General features: G+C 69.6%; 11 protein-coding genes. 3 read left to right on the top strand and 8 right to left on the bottom strand.

Translation table 11 applies throughout. The annotated features are described in order from the left end of the window. Nucleotides 1-18: 18 nt before the first annotated feature. Entirely contained in the window at nucleotides 19-2,133 is a 2,115-nt protein-coding gene (locus tag E0H45_RS19110) for a transglycosylase domain-containing protein (protein WP_131339070.1), read from the top strand. On the opposite strand, the gene E0H45_RS19105 is transcribed toward E0H45_RS19110, so the two are convergent. From E0H45_RS19105 to E0H45_RS19085, 5 genes are all read right to left on the bottom strand, one after another. Then, nucleotides 2,130-2,465 carry a hypothetical protein gene (locus tag E0H45_RS19105; RefSeq protein WP_131339069.1) on the bottom strand — a complete coding sequence of 112 codons (336 nt, stop codon included), beginning with the start codon at nucleotides 2,463-2,465 and terminating at the stop codon, nucleotides 2,130-2,132. The two genes, E0H45_RS19110 and E0H45_RS19105, sit on opposite strands and share 4 nt — an antisense overlap. A gap of 72 nt (nucleotides 2,466-2,537) precedes the next feature. Then, on the bottom strand, nucleotides 2,538-2,762 hold the full coding sequence (infA, locus tag E0H45_RS19100; protein ID WP_131339067.1) for a translation initiation factor IF-1: 225 nt from the start codon (nucleotides 2,760-2,762) through the stop codon (nucleotides 2,538-2,540). A gap of 2 nt (nucleotides 2,763-2,764) precedes the next feature. Beyond that, entirely contained in the window at nucleotides 2,765-3,520 is a 756-nt protein-coding gene (locus E0H45_RS19095; RefSeq protein ID WP_131339065.1) for a GNAT family N-acetyltransferase, read from the bottom strand. A gap of 183 nt (nucleotides 3,521-3,703) precedes the next feature. Then, complete coding sequence (locus E0H45_RS19090; RefSeq protein WP_131339062.1) at nucleotides 3,704-4,549, bottom strand: alpha/beta fold hydrolase; 846 nt, start codon at nucleotides 4,547-4,549, stop codon at nucleotides 3,704-3,706. A gap of 118 nt (nucleotides 4,550-4,667) precedes the next feature. Beyond that, nucleotides 4,668-6,278, bottom strand: coding sequence for a response regulator transcription factor (locus E0H45_RS19085; protein WP_131339060.1), 1,611 nt, complete (start codon nucleotides 6,276-6,278; stop codon nucleotides 4,668-4,670). A 102-nt stretch (nucleotides 6,279-6,380) separates the two neighbouring features. Here E0H45_RS19085 and E0H45_RS19080 point away from each other — a divergent pair, with 102 nt between their 5' ends. Both E0H45_RS19080 and E0H45_RS19075 read left to right on the top strand, forming a co-directional pair. Further along, nucleotides 6,381-9,812 carry an error-prone DNA polymerase gene (locus E0H45_RS19080; RefSeq protein ID WP_131339058.1) on the top strand — a complete coding sequence of 1,144 codons (3,432 nt, stop codon included), beginning with the start codon at nucleotides 6,381-6,383 and terminating at the stop codon, nucleotides 9,810-9,812. Between the two features lie 36 nt (nucleotides 9,813-9,848). Further along, nucleotides 9,849-10,424, top strand: a complete 576-nt coding sequence (locus E0H45_RS19075; RefSeq protein ID WP_131339056.1) for a DinB family protein — start codon at nucleotides 9,849-9,851, stop codon at nucleotides 10,422-10,424. Nucleotides 10,425-10,463: 39 nt separating this feature from the next. Here the strand turns inward: E0H45_RS19075 and E0H45_RS42510 are convergent, their stop codons facing one another. From E0H45_RS42510 to E0H45_RS19065, 3 genes are read right to left on the bottom strand one after another with little or no spacing between them, the layout of a single operon-like run. Beyond that, nucleotides 10,464-10,604 (bottom strand): hypothetical protein, encoded by a 141-nt coding sequence (locus E0H45_RS42510; protein ID WP_165546515.1) that lies wholly within the window; start codon nucleotides 10,602-10,604, stop codon nucleotides 10,464-10,466. A gap of 28 nt (nucleotides 10,605-10,632) precedes the next feature. Further along, nucleotides 10,633-11,778 (bottom strand): NAD(P)/FAD-dependent oxidoreductase, encoded by a 1,146-nt coding sequence (locus E0H45_RS19070; protein WP_131339054.1) that lies wholly within the window; start codon nucleotides 11,776-11,778, stop codon nucleotides 10,633-10,635. Further along, on the bottom strand, nucleotides 11,754-15,050 hold the full coding sequence (locus tag E0H45_RS19065; protein ID WP_131339052.1) for a LodA/GoxA family CTQ-dependent oxidase: 3,297 nt from the start codon (nucleotides 15,048-15,050) through the stop codon (nucleotides 11,754-11,756). The genes E0H45_RS19070 and E0H45_RS19065 overlap by 25 nt, the downstream gene beginning before the upstream one ends. Nucleotides 15,051-15,056 lie beyond the last annotated feature (6 nt).

Below are 15,056 nucleotides of genomic sequence, written 5' to 3'. Positions count from 1 at the left end.
CTCGCCTACCCTGGACGAGTGCGTACCGACAGGGGCGGTCGCAGCTGGGCTCGGTCGTTGATCACGTTCATCGGCGTGAGCGCGCTTTCTGGTGCGCTGGCGGCGGGGCTCGTGGTCCCGTTCGCCGGCTTCGCCGGACGTGGCGCGGCTGAGGTCGCCGACAGCGTTCAGAGCCTGCCACGGGAACTCGAGATCGATCCGGTGGCCGTTCGCAGCCGCATCCTGGCCGCGGACGGCACCCTGGTCGCGACGCTGTACGAGCAGAACCGGGTGCCGGTGCCGCTGACCGCGGTCAGCTCGATCATGCGCAAGGCGATCGTGGCGATCGAGGACTCCCGGTTCTACGACCACGGCGCGCTCGACCTGAAGGGCACGCTGCGCGCGATGGTGCGCAACCAGACCGAGGGCGAGGTGCAGCAGGGCGGGTCGAGCATCACCCAGCAGTACGTGAAGATGAGCCTGGTCGAGAAGGCGCGCACCGCGGCCGAGCGGCAGCAGGCCACCGAGGTCTCGTACGAACGCAAGCTCGCCGAGCTGCGGTACGCGATCGCGGTCGAGAGCGAGCTGTCCAAGGACGAGATCCTCGAGCGGTACCTGAACCTGGCGAACTTCGGCGACGGCACGTACGGCGTGCAGACCGCGGCCCAGCACTACTTCCGGACCACGGCCGACAAGCTCACGCTCCCGCAGGCCGCGCTGCTGGCCGGGCTGGTGAAGAACCCGTCGGGCTACGACCCGACCAACGACCTGACCCGGGCCAAGGCCCGCCGGGACGTGGTGATCAAGCGGATGCTCGAACTCGGCGCGATCACGGTGGGTCAGGCGAACCGGGCGCTCCGGACGCCGGTGATCGACCTGGCGAACGTCGAGCCGGTGCCGAACGGGTGCGCCAACTCGCGGTACCCGTTCTACTGCGACTACGTGGTCTCCAAACTGCTCGCCAACCCGGAGCTCGGCGCGACCGTCAAGGACCGTGACCACTACCTGAAGACCGGCGGCCTGCTGATCCGGACCTCGATCGACCCGAAGACCCAGGCCGCGGCGCAGGCGTCGATCGACGAGCACACCAAGCGCAGCGACTCCGCGATCGCCGCGATCAGCGTCGTCGAGCCCGGCACCGGCCTGGTGAAGGCGATGGTGCAGAGCCGCCCGTACGGCAACGGGAGCTTCCACACGAACTACAACTACAACGTCGAGAAGTCGTACGCCGGCGGGTACGGCGGGTTCCAGAACGGCTCGACGATGAAGGCGTTCACGATCGCGGCGGCGCTGTCCAGGGGCATCCCGATGGACTACCGGATCAATTCGCCGGACCAGATCGACCTGCGCTCCAAGAAGTTCCGGACCTGCAAGGGCTGGACGCGTGACCCGACGTACCAGCCGCAGAACTCGACGCGCAGCGGCAACCTGACGATGGTCGAGGCCGCGCGGTACTCGACGAACACCTACTTCCTGCAGCTGTCGCAGCGGACCGGGCTGTGCTCGATCGCGACGATCGCGGCCAAGCTCGGGATGTACAACGCGCAGACGCTGCAGCCGCTCGACCAGGTGGTCTCGATGACGCTCGGGGTCGGGTACGTGACGCCGCTGATGCTGTCGAACGCCTACGCGACGTTCGCGGCGCGCGGGAAGTACTGCGAGACGATTGTCGTCACGTCGGTGCGGGACAAGTCCGGGCGTCCGGTCCCCGGTCCCGGATTCAACTGCAAGCAGGTGCTCCCGCGGGCGGTCGCCGACGGCGTGAACCGGGTGCTGAGCGCCGTGATGATGCCGGGCGGGACCGGCGGCCGGCTGCGCTTCGGCACCCGCGACATGGCGGGCAAGACCGGAACGATCCAGCAGAACCTGGCCGTCTGGTACGCCGGTTACACGCCGAACCTGGCCGCGGCCGCGGTGGTCGCGGACGCGAACCTGCCGTACACGAACCTGATGTACCGGCACACGCTGAACGGCAAGGACATCGCCGACCCGACCGGTTCCGGCACCGCCGGCCCGCTCTGGCAGACCGCCATGCAGGGCGCCCTCCGCGGCCTCCCCGTCGAACGGTTCGTCGCGCCGCCGAAGAAGCTGATCGGCGACCCGAACCCGAAGCCGGCCGAACCCGAGAAGAAACCGAAACCCAAGCCGCGCTAGAGGGGTCGGAGGTCTGTTCCCGGGACCCAGGTGATCTGACCGTCCTCGTCGCGGAACCGCCCCAGCCACACCCCCTTGTCGCGGATCCAGACGTCCAGCCGGCCGGTCGACCAGGTCGCCCGCTGCACCGGCTGCGCAGGATCGACGTGCCGTACGGCGTCCGCGGCGCGGGGGCCGTGGGCGTCGTACTGCACGTCGAGATCGGCGGCCAGCTCGCGCGCCTGCCCCTCGTCGTCGATCCCTGTTGCACGCCACCCGTTGACCGCACCGTCCCAGACGCCGAACCTGTTGGATCCGTCGTCGGACGGCCGAACCGTGAACCGACCAAGCATGTTTTCAGATTACCGCTTCATCGAACATATGTTCTAGTCTTGATCCCGGCGGACGGTGTGTGCGATAGGAGGTCAGTTCCGGTAGCGGAAGACGATCCTGCCCCGGGTCAGGTCGTAGGGGCTGAGCTCCACGAGGACGCGGTCCTCGGGGAGGATCTTGATGTAGTTCTTCCGGATCTTTCCGCTGATGTGGGCGAGGACCTTGTGCCCGTTGGCGAGCTCCACCCGGAAGTTGGCGTTCCGGAGGCACTCGACCACGGTGCCCTCGACCTCGATGCCGCCTGCTGCTCTGGACATCGTCAGGCCGCCTTTCCCGGCCGGCGGACCAGTTCCAGACTGCTGCCCGTACGGCGTGCGCCGAGCCCCTCGAACAGTGCCAGCGCGGCCGTGTTGGTCTCGTCGACCTCCGCCGTGGCGGCTTCGAATCCCCAGCTGTGCAGACCGTCCAGCACGTGATCGAGCAACGCCCGGCCGATGCCGTGCCGTTGCTCGGCCGCCAGTACGGCGACCAGGCCGATGCGCGGGCGCCGGGTCATCGTGGCTACCCGGACCAGTCCGACGTACCGGTCATCCCGGACCGCGACCGTGTAGTTCGACGGGTCGATCGGCCTCGTGCCGCCTTGCCAGGGCAGCACCTCCGCGGGCATCGTGTGCCAGCCGACGGTGGACTCGATTTCGTCGCGAATCGCCTGGTCCAGCTCACGCAGTGGGGTCTCGGTGGCGGTCGTGATGGTGACCCCGGACGGCACGGTTGCCCGGGTTGGGGCGGTGGGTACGACGAACTCCGCTTCGCGACGCGATGTCGTGAATCCCGCGAGTACCCAATTGGTCATGAGGTTGTGGTCGGTCTCGTCGACCACCGTGTACTGCGGCTGGTCGGTCGCCATGGCGGCGGCGAGCCGACCGAAGACAGCGTCGCGCCAGGTGTCGATGCTGAGGAAGGTCCGGCCGTCGAGTCGCCGCGCTGCGTGACCGCGGCCGACGACCAGGTCGTTCTCGATCGCGTGCCACTGGTTGTCGGCGACGCGAGAGATCGTGAAAGGCAAAGTGTCCATAGGTGTTTCCTCTCGGGAGTGCTTCTCGAGGCGCTCCCGGCGACACCTACGTCAATCGCCCGCCCGTGACCACGGGAAGGGGAGCACCCACTGCGCTACTGCGTTCATCGGGGCCTCACCTCCAGGCGTGAATGTCACGGACCACGGCACGGTACCAACCCGCTCGTCACACCGGCCAGCCATTTACTTCAGACTGGGTTGCCGGGCCGATTCGAAGAAGGAGATCAGCTCGTCAGCGAGAGGGCTCGGGGCGACCAGCGGGGCGAAGTGGCCAACGCCCGGCAGTTCACGGATGTGTACGTCGGTGACGTACTGGGCGATGTACCGTGCCGCGTCGGTGAACCAGCTGTCGAGCAGAGTCTGTCCGCCCCGTAGGAGCAGGACCGGTACGCCGATCGTCCTGAGCGCCGCGGGGTCGGTGGATCGGAGTCCGTCGTAGGCCGCGTCGGCCTGGATGAACCGGAGCATCCCCAGGGTGCAGCCTGCCCATCGCGCGGAGAAGTCCGTCTCCGCCAAGGCGGCGATCTCGTCGTCGGTGCAGATCCACGGGGCGAACGCGCGCATGGCGTCCACGAACCGCCCTTCTGCGGTCGCCGTACCCATTGTCGCCAGGGCCGCGAACGTACGGGCGCGGTCTTCTTCTCGCATCACCGACATCACGCCGGGCTCGTAGGCGGCGACAGCAGCCACCGATCTGCTGCGCGCGGCCGCCCCGAGCACCCATGCTCCGCTGCCCGACCAGCCGACCAGGCAGACGGGCGCTCCGATGCTCTCCACGAACGCGGTGACGTCCTCCTCCAGGCGCACGGGCGAGTGGTCCGGGTTGTCACCCGACAGCCCGCGGCCGCGGGTGCTGGGCAGGTAGCAGGTGAACCGGTCGGTGAGGTGGGGGAGGAGCGCCTCCCAGGCGAGGTCGCCGTCACCGATCCCGCCGTGGACCAGCACCAGCGCCGGCCCCCGGCCCTGTACTCGTCCGGCGATGTCGGTGCCGTCGGCGGAGACGGCTCGGTGGATCCGCTCGTCAGTCATGATGATCTCCTCCTGAACAGGTGCGTGTACCGAGACGCTAGGTCGCGCGCGGCAGCCTCGGCATCCGTGCGATTGACCAACTGCCGGCGGTCGATCTACGCGGTTGTGCGTAGCCGCGTCACCGACCGGCTGTCAGCCCGTGGTCGATGGCGTAGCGCGCGGCCTGCGTCCGCGAGGCGACACCGATCTTGTGGAAGGCGTTCGTCAGATGCCGCGCGACCGTGCGGTCGCTGATGTGCAGCGCCTGGCCGATCTCCCGGTTGGAGCGGCCGTCGGCCACGAGTGACAGCACCTCGCACTCGCGCCCGGTCAACCCGTCGGGCGAGCCCGGCGCCTGCCGGTAGGCTCCCAGTCGCTCGAACGTCGTCTCGGCCCGCGCGACCTCCGCAGCGGCGGACGTCTCGTCGCCGAAGGCCCGATAGGCGACAGCGAGCCGGACACAGATCGCGGCTGCGTCGTACGCCGCGCCGAGTCCGTGCCAGCGCCGGCACGCGTCGCGAAGTACCGGAAGGGCCTCCTCGGCGCGATCCTGGGCCAGCAACACCGCGCCGCGTGCCGCGGCCGCCATCGCCTCGAGCCCCGATGTGGCGTACGTCGATGCCGTCGCTGCGAGCTCGGAAGCTGCGGCCGACGCATCGTCCAGCCGGCCCGCGGCGATCGCGATCTCGACTGCGGCAGACCAGAGCGGGGCCCGGCGCAACGGGTCAGGACCGACTGCGGCCAGAGCCGAGCGCACCGCCGTCGCGGCGGCCGCAGGCTGATTCTTCCGGAGTTGCAACAGCGCACGTCCCGGCTGCGGGTCGCGCCCGCGGGCATGTGCCTCGTCGTATGCATCGGCGGCGCTCGGGTCGCCACGCAGCCGGCGTACCTCGGCCACGACGTACCAGGCCTCCGCGGCGTAGTCGATCCGGTTGACGTCCAGTTCCACCGCGACCCGCAGCGCGGTTCGCTCGGCCTCGTCCCATTCGCCGCGGAGCAACTGAAGCTGCGCCCGGTGCACCGCGCACAGGCCTCCGAACGCGACGGCGGCGGGGAAGGTGGCCAGCCACTGCTCGGTCAGGCCGATCCAGTGGCTCATCCGGCGGATGTCGGCGACCTCGTGACAGGTCGCGATGGTGTGGCAGTAGAGGGTGCCTGATGCGAACGGGTCGAGCCGGCCGTCCAGGACGGTGACCATCGCCTCGTCGAGCAACTTCAGCCCATCGGCCACCTGGCCGGACCTGATCAGGGCGCGGCCTTCGCCGTTCAGGCCTAGAGCCACCAGGTCCGGCTGGCCGAGCCAGCGGCCGAGATCCTGTGTCCGGCGGGCCGCATCCGCCGCCGCTCCGGGCCGGCCGGCCTGCAGGTTCGTCTCCACCTCCGTCAGGTGCAGCAGGTACCCGTGCACCTTGCACTCAGGTACTCCCTGCAGCAGACGTCCGGCACGGCCGATCCAGCCCATGCCCTGTGGCTCGTCGCCGCGTCCCAGGTGGAAGATGCCCAGCACCATGGCGGTCCATGCGGCCTCGACCGGCCGGGAGTCGGCCAGGAAGGCGTCGCACGCAGCGGCGTTCAACCGCAGGGTGTCCTCGATCCGGCCGAGCCACCACGCGGCATCGGCGTACGCGGCGAGGTCGTCCGCGGTGAGCCGCTCGGTCGCGATCACGTCGAAGAGCGCCGCGGCGGTGGCCCAGTCCGTTGCCGCGTGGGCCTGCCGCGCCAGGGTGAGGTTGTCCGTGTGCTCGTCCACCCGCCGCGTCCCCTCGACTTACCAGCAGGCTACCTCCCGGGGTCCGGGCTTCAGTCGAACCTATGTTCTAATATGTTCCCAGGTGATGTTCGGGAGCGGCGCATGGGATACAACAATCCGCCGATCAAATGGTCGGAGCTGGAGCGCAAGCTGTCGGATCGCTCGCGGCCGGGCAGCCACGGTGGTCGCCCGGTGACGGGCGACGGCGGTGACAGTCCGGCGTGGTCGCAGCATCGCGGGCCGTATGTGCCTTCGAAGACTCTGGCCGTCAGGCCGGAGCACGCGGTGCCGTACGCCGAGCTCCACGTCCACTCGAACTTCTCCTTCCTCGACGGCGCCTCCCAGCCCGAGGAGCTGATCGAGGCAGCCGTCCGGCAGGGGCTGCACGCGCTGGCGTTGACCGATCACGACGGGTTCTACGGCGCGGCGCGGTTCGCTGAGGCCGCGGCGGCGTACTCGCTGCCGACCGTGTTCGGGGCGGAGCTGTCCCTGGGGCTGACCGGCCCGCAGAACGGGGTGGCGGACCCTGAGGGCAGTCACCTGCTGGTGCTGGCCGAGGGGCAGGAGGGGTACCACAAGCTGGCCGGTGAGATCACCGAGGCGCAGTTGAAGGGCGGGGAGAAGGGGAAGCCGGTCTACTCGCTGGAGCGGTTGGCCGACAAGGGTCGTGACCACTGGGTGATCCTGACCGGGTGCCGTAAGGGACTGGTCCGGCAGGCGCTGGAGCTGGGCGGGCGTGCCGACGGTCCGGCGGCGGCCGGTCGCGAGCTGGACCGGCTGACCGCGCTGTTCGGCAAGGACCGGGTGGTCGTCGAGCTGATCGACCACCACGTCCCCGCCGACACCACGCGGAACCGGGTCCTGGCCGGCCTGGCCGCCGACCGCGGCCTCCCGGTAGTTGCCACGAACAACGTTCATTACGCGACCCCGGCCCAGCACAAGCTGGCTGCCGCGCTGGCCGCCGTACGGGCGCGTCGCGACCTGGACGCGATGGACGGCTGGCTGCCGTCGAGCGGGATGGCGTTCGTGCGTTCCGGCGCGGAGATGACCGCCCGCTTCCAGCGGTACGACGGGGCGGTGGCGCGCTCGGTGACGCTGGCGGACCAGCTCGCGTTCGACCTCGCCCGGGCGAAACCGAAGCTGCCGCTGCGCGACGTACCCGACGGTCATGACCCGATGTCGTGGCTGCGGGAGCTGACCTTCACCGGCGCCGCCCGGCGGTACGGGACGCGTGCGGCGCGCCCGGACGCGTACGAGCGGCTGGAGCGGGAGCTCGACGTCATCGAGGAGAAGGGCTTCCCGGGGTACTTCCTGATCGTGGAGGACATCGTCCGGTTCGCCCACCACAACGGGATCCTCTGCCAGGGCAGGGGATCGGCGGCGAACTCCGCGGTCTGCTACGCGCTCGGGATCACCGCGGTGGACAGCATCCTCTACAACCTGCCGTTCGAGCGGTTCCTGGCCACCACCCGCGCCGAGGAGCCGGACATCGACGTCGACTTCGACTCCGGACGCCGCGAGGAGGTGATCCAGCACGTCTACACCAAGTACGGCCGGCACAACGCGGCCCAGGTGGCGAACGTGATCTCCTACCGCCCGAAGTCCGCCGTACGGGACATGGCCAAGGCACTGGGGTACTCCGTCGGTCAGCAGGACGCGTGGTCGAAACAGGTGGACGGCTGGAGCCCGGAGATCACGTCGACCGAGCACGACATCCCGCCGCAGGTGGTGGGGATGGCGACCGAGCTGCTGAAGTTCCCGCGGCACCTGGGGATCCACTCCGGCGGGATGGTGCTGACCGAGCGTCCGGTCGGCGAGGTGGTGCCGATCGAGCACGCCCGGATGGAGAACCGCACGGTCCTGCAGTGGGACAAGGACGACTGCGCGTGGATGGGGCTGGTGAAGTTCGACCTGCTCGGGCTCGGCATGCTGGCCGCGCTGCAGTACTGCCTGGACATGGTCCGCGAGCAGCTCGGGGAGTCGTGGGAGCTGCACACGATCCCGCGGGAGGAGGCCGGGGTCTACGACCAGCTCTGCCACGCGGACTCGGTGGGCGTGTTCCAGGTGGAGTCCCGGGCGCAGATGGCGACCCTGCCGCGGCTGAAACCGCGGCGGTTCTACGACCTGGTCACCGAGATCGCGCTGATCCGGCCCGGCCCGATCCAAGGCGGCGCCGTGCATCCGTACATCCGCCGCCGGACCGGCGAGGAGCCGATCACCTATCTGCACCCGAAGCTGGAGCCGGTGCTGGAGCGGACCATGGGCGTCCCGCTGTTCCAGGAGCAGCTGATGCAGATGGCGATGGCGGTCGGCGAGATCGACGGCGACGAGGCCGACCTGCTGCGCCGCGCGATGGGCTCCAAACGCGGCATCGAGAAGATCTCGTCCCTGAAGGACAAGCTGTACGCCGGGATGGCGGGCAACGGGATCACCGGGGAGCTGGCCGACGAGATCTACGCCAAGATCGAGGCGTTCGCGAACTTCGGGTTCGCCGAGTCGCACTCGATCAGCTTCGCGCTGCTCGTCTACTCCAGCACGTGGCTGCGGCTGCACTACCCGGCCGCGTTCCTGGCCGCACTGCTCCGGGCGCAGCCGATGGGGTTCTACTCACCGCAGTCCCTGGTCGCCGACGCCCGCCGGCACGGTGTCGAGGTACGACGTCCGCACCTGCACCTGTCGGGGGTCGACGCGGGGCTCGAGTTGCTGGTCGACGGGCAGCAGCGGACCGGGCCGACCGGGTTGGACGAGTGTTTGGCGGACCCGCAGCCGTTGGTGGGTCCGTTCGATCCGAAGGCGCCGTTCGACACCACGGTGCATCGCCGGGACGGCGTGTTCGCGGTCCGGCTCGGGTTGTCCGAAGTACGCACGGTCGGGGAGAAGGGCGCGAAGCTGATCGTCGAGGAGCGGGAGCGGGGCGGGCCGTTCACCGAGATGGCCGACCTGGTCCGGCGTACCGGGATCACCGCGGCACAGGTCGAGGCGCTGGCGACCGCGGGGGCGTTCGACTGCTTCGGGCTCGACCGGCGGCAGGCGTTGTGGGAAGCGGGCCGGGCCGCCGAGGAACGTCCGGGTCAGCTGGCCGGGATCACCGCGGCCGGCCCGCCGCCGACGCTGCCCGGGATGAGCGACATCGAGGCCGACATGGCCGACCTGTGGTCAACCTCGATCACCACCGAGAGCCATCCGATGCAACGGGTCCGCGACCGGCTCCGCGCCGACGGCATCCTGTCGGCGGCCGAGTTGAAAGCGGCCCCGAACGGCGCCCGCGTCCGGGTCGCCGGCGTGGTCACCCACCGCCAACGCCCCGCGACTGCCTCCGGGGTCACGTTCATGAACCTCGAGGACGAGACCGGCATGGCGAACATCGTCATCACCGTCGGCTGCTGGCACCGCCATGCCGCTGTGGCCCGCAACGCCGCCGCCATGATCATCCGCGGCCGGGTAGAACGCGCCGGCGAAGTAACCAACCTCTCCGCCGACCATCTCCAACGCCTTCCCCTGGCCGCCCGCACGAAATCCCGCGACTTCCGCTGACCAATCCACAGCCCTCGTGGCGGCTACGGTCTGGGGATGGATGTCGACTGGGGTGCCGAGGTAGTTGATCAGATCGACGCGCACTGGCGGGAGCGGCTCAGGCCCCGGTTGGAGGGGCTGACCGACGACGAGTATTTCTGGGAGCCGGTGGCCGACTGCTGGACGGTGAGTCGGCGCGGGCGCAGTTCGGCGGCGATCTCCTTCGGGGCGGGCGAGTTCACGATGGACTACGCCGAGCCGCCGTACGAGCGGGAGCCGGTGACGACGATCGCCTGGCGGATGGCGCACTTGATCGGTGGACTCGCGTCGACGAACGGGAAGCAGTTCGGGCGTACGCCGGTCAGCGAGGAGACGTACTGCTACGCAGGGACTGCCGAGGAGGCGTTGCGGCAGCTTGATGCGGAGTACGGGATCTGGATCGACGGCGTACGTCGGCTCGGAACGGCGGGACTCGCGGAGCCTCAGGGGGAGCCGCCCGCGTTCGCCCACGCGCCAATGGCGAAGAAGATGCTGTACGAAAACGTCGAGCTGATCCACCACGGCGCGGAGATCTGCCTACTCCGGGACCTCTACCTGCACACCGGTGTCGGATCGGCTGTGGGGAGTTCGTAGACGGTGGAGGGTTGCGGCCGCCGGCCTGGTCGACCGCGTTCAGATGACGGTGTTCCCGGCGATCACCGGCCGGACCGGGGCGGATTCACGCCCGTACGCCCGTACGCGCGTCGAGTCGTGGCGTTTGGTTGGTGGTGGGAACGGCGAGTCGTGGATCGTGGTCGGTTTTCGCAGCCGCATCTCACGACTCGGTGAGCGGTTGTCGGGATCAGGCTGGGGTGGGGAGTTTTCGGCGGGTCCAGAAGGGGGTTGGGTGGGGGAGGGCTACGTCGTAGTAGTCGGCGCGGGTCGACAGGTAGGTGGTGCACTCGGTGTTTCGGGTGGCCTCGTACGAGGTGAGAGGGGCGGCGTCGGCGGGGTGGAGAAGCAGGCGGGCGGCTGTTGTTGCGGCGGCTTCGGCGGTGCGGAGGGCTCGGGGTACGCCGCTGCCTGAGATGGGGTCGACGGCCAGGGCAGCGTCGCCGACTGCGAGCCACGGGCGGGTGTCGCCGTGCCGGACCAGTCGATGACTGGCCGCCGAATACACCCGCGGAGCGGTGGGCAGGCGTGCGCCGTCGGACGTAGTTGAGCGGAGTGCGGTGTCCAGGCGGAGTGCGGTTGCCGTGGTGGCTTGCAGGTGGGTGCGCCATGGTCCCGAGGCAGCCAGGTTGTGGTGGCGGCAGATGTCGGCGTCGGTCATGAACATGCCGACCATCACGTCCCCGGGGAGCGGTGCGGTGTACCACCAGCCGTCGCGAACCGACTCGATCAGCAGGTACTGCTCGGCAGTGACGTCCACGCCGCTCCATTGCGCGGTGATCCCGACCAGGCGGTCGAAGGCGATGCGACGAGCGCCCAGCGACCGCCCGATGGTGGCCGAGCGGCCGGTCGCGTCGATCAAGAGGCGGCCCGTGACGCGACGGCCGCCGGAGCAGGTGAGTTGCCACCTGCCGTCGTACCGGCAACCGATGAGGGACGCGCCGAGGGACACCGCTGCGCCGGCCGCGGCTGCCGCGTCGCAGAGCATCCGGTCGAACAACCGGCGATCAACATGCCAGCCGCTGTCGTAGCCGCTCTCGAGATGCGAGTGCGCGGCCGGTTCCGTGCTGCTCCAGATGCTCCGGGTGCCCCACGACGGCAACGGGCCCAAGGCAACGAACTGTTCCCAGACTCCGAGGTCGCGCAGCAACGGCTGGATGCTGGGGGCAAGCGTTTCGCCGACGCGAGGACGGTCGAAGCGGCTGCGCTCCAGCAACGCGACGGTGTGTCCGGCCCGCGCCAGTCGCAGGGCGGTCGCTGCGCCGGCGGGGCCCCCGCCGGCGACAACGACGTCGTACGCCGTGAACATGGTCAGCAGCCGCAACCGCGCAGGCACTTGCGGAGTGCGTCGAGGTCGAACCCGAGCCGCCGCAGCCGCTCGATCAGCTTCTCGTCGATGACCCCGCCCTTGAACAGGCAGGACAACAACTCGCAGAAGGAATCACTGACCGGAGGAGCCTGTGGGTTGTCGCCGCCACGCCACACGGCCGCGGTGAGCGTACGTTCCCGGGTGAACGGCCGTCCCACGCGAGTACGGCCGCGGGCGCGCACGCGGATCCGGTAGACACCGGGCAGCGTCGTACGGAAGCCGGCCGCGAACTCACCGGCCGCGACCTCGTCCAGAACCAGCGTTGCCAGCGATCCATCCGGGCGCGTGACGTCGGCCCAGACAGATGGATCGCCGTCGACCGGTACGCCGGACTGAGTGAGCGTGGCGTTGATCGTCACCTCGGCGCCCGGCTCGAAGGATCGCTGGTCGGCCGAGGCGCGCAGCGACACGTTCGAGTAGGAGTGCACCACCAGGCTGTACGGAAGACCGCGCCGCCCCGGCTGCTCGCCGCCGGCCGGCTCGTTCGCGACCGCGAAGGCTCGCTCGAACTCGAACGGCCGCCGCGTGGGTGGAGCCGACCGCACCGGCTGGTTGGCACGGCCGCGGAGGATCGACAGGTCGACGCCATCGGAGTCATCAGGGGTCCTCCCGGTATGCGGTCGCCCGATCGTCAGTAACGCGTGCCAGGTCCCAGCCTGGTCGAAACGGCCCGGCCGAAGCTGGACGGGCAGCGTGATCCGGTAGTACGCGACGCCGTCGCCGGTCACGTACCGCATCGCCGGCTCCGCCTGTGCCCGCCACGGTTCGATCAGCAGGCCGTTCGGTGTCTGGAGCCGGAAGTCGACGGCCTCCGGACGCGGCGTCAGCAGTACGACGTCCACACCTGAGTCCCCGTCCGAGAGCTGGAACGGGATGCGGTGCACCGCGCCGACGCCCAGCTCACCGTCCGGGTCGAGCACCACCTCTGCGTTGCTGATCCCCGCCAGCACCTGCAGGAAGTACTTCTGCAACAGGAACCTGTTGTCGGTGGTGATCGCGCCCGTCACCAGCAGGTACCCGCCGTTGTTGCCGGAGATCGTCTGCAACGCGGGCACGCTGATGTTCTGCGGCTGCCCGAGCCCGACGGCGTACGTGCGCTCGTTGATCTGCGCGGCGACGTCCGAGATCGCGCGCGGACTGTTCTCGATGCCGTCGGTGAGGACGACCAGCGATTTCACGTCGTACGGCGGTGCCGCGTCGAGGAGCGCGCGGCCCTCGAAGATGCCGTCACCGATGGAGGTCGCGCCCTGTGGATCGAGGCCGGTGCCGTTGATCGTGTCGTGGGTCGCGTTGCGGTTCACGTCGGACAGCCCGCCCGCGCCGAGCTCGAGGACGGACTGCAACGGCTGCGCGTCCTCGTTGTAGCGGACGATCCCGACACCGTCGCCTTCGAGCATCAGGTCGACGAAGATGTTCGCGGCCTGCTGCAGCGCCACGTGTTTGCTCTGACCGTCACCGCGGTCCTCACTCATGCTGCCCGAGCGGTCGAGCACCAGCGCAGTGGCGGCCGTCGTACGCGCAACTGTGTTGCCGGTGACCGTCACGTCCCAGGTCTGACCGGACGCGGCCTCGCGGACCGTGAGTACTTGCGGCGGGATGGACGACGGCGCCGCGCCGGTCCGGTACACGACCCACAGCCGAGCAGTCGCCACGCCGTTGGGTGCGGTCGGGCCGACGGTGACCGAGGTAGTGGCGGCGACCAACTGAGGATGCGCCGGCGCACCACCGGGCGCGTAGTCGAGCGTGACGGCCGATCCGGGCGACAGCACCTCGAAGCTGATCGCCAGCGCGGCCTCGCGCACCATGCCCATCGGCCCCTGAGGTACGTCGATGAAACGCAACTCCGGCGTGAGCAGCGTGATCGACGACTCGTCGCAGTGCTCGACCTCGACGTGCTCGGCCCCTTGCTCGACGACGAACCCGAGTGTGTGCCACAGCGTCACCATGTCGTCCATGCTCGCGACGTCGCGATCCCAGCGGGCCTGGCTGCCGGTGTCCTGCGCGATGACGTCGTTCGGCCGGGGGACCGGCCACCAGTTGTCACCGCACGCCTTGAAGTCGGCGTGCCACGGCAACGCCATCGCCTGGCTGATCGTGCCGGCGGTGATGGTGGACGCGATCCGGAACGCTTCGGCGTACGACGTCTCGATGATCGGCCGGTCGCCCGCGGACAGTCCGCCGGCCTCGATACCGGGGAAGAACGCGCCGCCGACGCAGGCCTCGAGGGCCGCGCGATCGATGCCGTCCGGGGTCAGGTCGGTCTGCGGTTCCGGTACGCCGGTCCAGTCCGCGGCGTAGTTGCCGGCCTGCCAGCGCTGCATGTGCGCATACTGGGTCGGCGTCAGCGCGGAGTCGCCGCCGTTGAGCCGAGGCATGTCGCCGGGCGGTCGCAGCCGCGCGAAGATCGCGTCGACGAGCGGCTGCGACGTGACCGGGTCCGGCCAGCTGTGCGCGCCGAAGATCCCTTCCACCCATCGCATGTCGCGGGCGCGCTGCAGGATCGGATAGACGTCGTTCGTGTACGACGTCGTGGTCGGCGCCGCCACGAGTCCGAGATCGATCATGTGCTGCAGGACCCGGTCGTAGAGCGTAGTCACACTGTCCTGGTGCGGCGCGAACTTCGGCGGCGCGACGATCGCCCAGGCGCCCTCGACCGGTGGCGTCGAGTTGTCCGACCGCAAGGTGATCGTCGCGGTCACCGGTCCGTCCGACACATCGTCGTACCAGCCGGCGTTTCCCCAGAAGCTGCCGATCACGTTGCCGGCCGGTGAGGCGGCGGCGCCGTGCCCGCCGAGGACGAGCAGGTGGTTGTCGTCGTCGCTGCGGATCTCGCCGAGCGGCACAGTCACCGGCGGCTCTCCGGAGAAGTCGATCGTGCCGGTGTCGAAGAGCTCGCGCTGATCGGGCCCGGTGAGGGTCCGCGCGCCCGGGTCGATCGTGAGCTGACCGATCGGCTCGCTGTTGCCGCGGTTCGGGTGCGCGGCCTTGGCGTTCACCAGGTGAACGGTCCACGAGATCTCGGCGGAGGCGTCGTCGAGCTCCTCGACGCTGCCGTCGTCGTGGTGCGCGAAGATCCGGAAGCGTGCCGCCTGCCGTTTGACGCGGCACTGTGCGTCCTTGAATCCGCCCGGCGGTTCGGGCCGTTCGCCGAGGTGCTCCGGTCCGACGAAGAACTCGTCCGGACTGTTGCCGACCCGGGCGATGCCGATCGCCGGATGGATCTTGTACGTCGTGGCCATTCTCTT

The organism is Kribbella soli (assembly GCF_004331345.1).
Taxonomy (GTDB): Bacteria; Actinomycetota; Actinomycetes; order Propionibacteriales; family Kribbellaceae; genus Kribbella; species Kribbella soli.
This window is presented reverse-complemented; position numbering and strand designations above follow the sequence as displayed.